Source organism: Bradyrhizobium sp. 31Argb (assembly GCF_043638955.1).
GTDB lineage: Bacteria > Pseudomonadota > Alphaproteobacteria > Rhizobiales > Xanthobacteraceae > Bradyrhizobium.
This window is the reverse complement of sequence record NZ_JBEGDB010000597.1, coordinates 1-1,320: the sequence shown is the minus strand read 5'-3', so window position 1 is coordinate 1,320 and position 1,320 is coordinate 1. Positions and strand designations below refer to the sequence as shown.

Annotated in this window: 1 protein-coding gene; it reads left to right on the top strand. The window is 67.3% G+C overall.

What is annotated here, in order from left to right:
* A partial coding sequence (locus tag AAFX91_RS41720; protein WP_394570351.1) for a condensation domain-containing protein occupies positions 1-1,320 on the top strand: 1,320 nt, incomplete at both ends.

Genomic DNA, 1,320 nt, shown 5'->3' with positions numbered 1-1,320 from the left:
GACAGGCCGGATGCGGACGAGGCGCTTTTGGATCTGTGCCGGGAAGAGGCGCGCACGCCGTTCGATCTGGCGCGGGGACCGCTGATCCGGGGCCGGCTGATCCGCACCTCGGATGGGGAGCACGTGTTCCTGCTGACCCAGCATCATATTGTCTCGGACGGCTGGTCGCTGGGCGTCTTGGTGCGCGAACTCAGTCAGCTGTACCGGGCGTTGGTAGCTGGGCAGGACGATCCGCTGCCGCCGCTTGCGATCCAGTATCCGGACTATGCCGCCTGGCAGCGGCAGTGGCTCTCCGGTGAGCGGCTGCAGAAGCAGGCGCAGTATTGGCGCAACGCCCTGTGTGGTGGTCCGACCCGTCTGGCGCTGCCGACGGACCGGCCTCGGCCGGCAGAGCAGTCGTTTGCCGGGGCCCGCGTGGCAGTGGTCATTCCTGCAGATCTGACGCGGGATCTGAAGCGGCTGAGCCGGCAGCATGGCACGACCTTGTTCATGACGGTGCTGGCGGGGTGGGCGGCGGTGCTGTCGCGTCTGACGGGGCAGGACGACATTGTGATCGGGGTGCCAAGCGCCAATCGGGGCCGCCGCGAGATCGAAGAGTTGATCGGCTTCTTCGTCAACACTTTGGCGCTTCGCCTCGATCTGTCGGGCGCGCCGAGCGTGGCGGAGCTGTTGGAGCGGACGCGGCGCACGGCCTTGGGGGCGCAGGAGCATCAGGACCTGCCGTTTGAGCGGGTGGTGGAGATCGTGCAGCCGCCGCGCTCGCTTGATCACACCCCGCTGTTCCAGGTGATGCTGGCCTGGCAGAACAACGCCGTCCCGTCCCTCGACCTTCCCGGGCTGCTGGTGGAGGCTGCGGGGGAGGGGTTCGATCAGGTCAAGTTTGATCTGGAGCTGAACCTTGGCGAACAGGGCGAGGTGATCGCCGGGACGCTGGGTTATGCCACGGCGCTGTTTGATCAGGCGACGATCGAGCGACAGCGGGGGTATCTGCTGGCGCTGCTGCGGGCGATGGTTGCCGATGCGCAGCAAGCGGTCGGGCGGATTGAGCTGCTGCCACCTGACGAGCGGGCGTATCTGTTGGAGGAGCTGAACCGGACGGCGGCGGCCTATCCGTCGCAGCGGTGCATCCATGAGCTGTTCGAGGCCGAGGTGCGCCGTGCGCCGGATGCGGTGGCGGTGGTCTGCGGGGACGAGCGGTTGAGCTATGGCGAGCTCAATGCGCGGGCCAACCGCCTGGCGCATCATCTGATCGCAATTGGGGTGAAGCCGGACCAGCCGGTGGCGATCTGCCTGCAGCGCAGTGCGATGATGGTGGTGGGG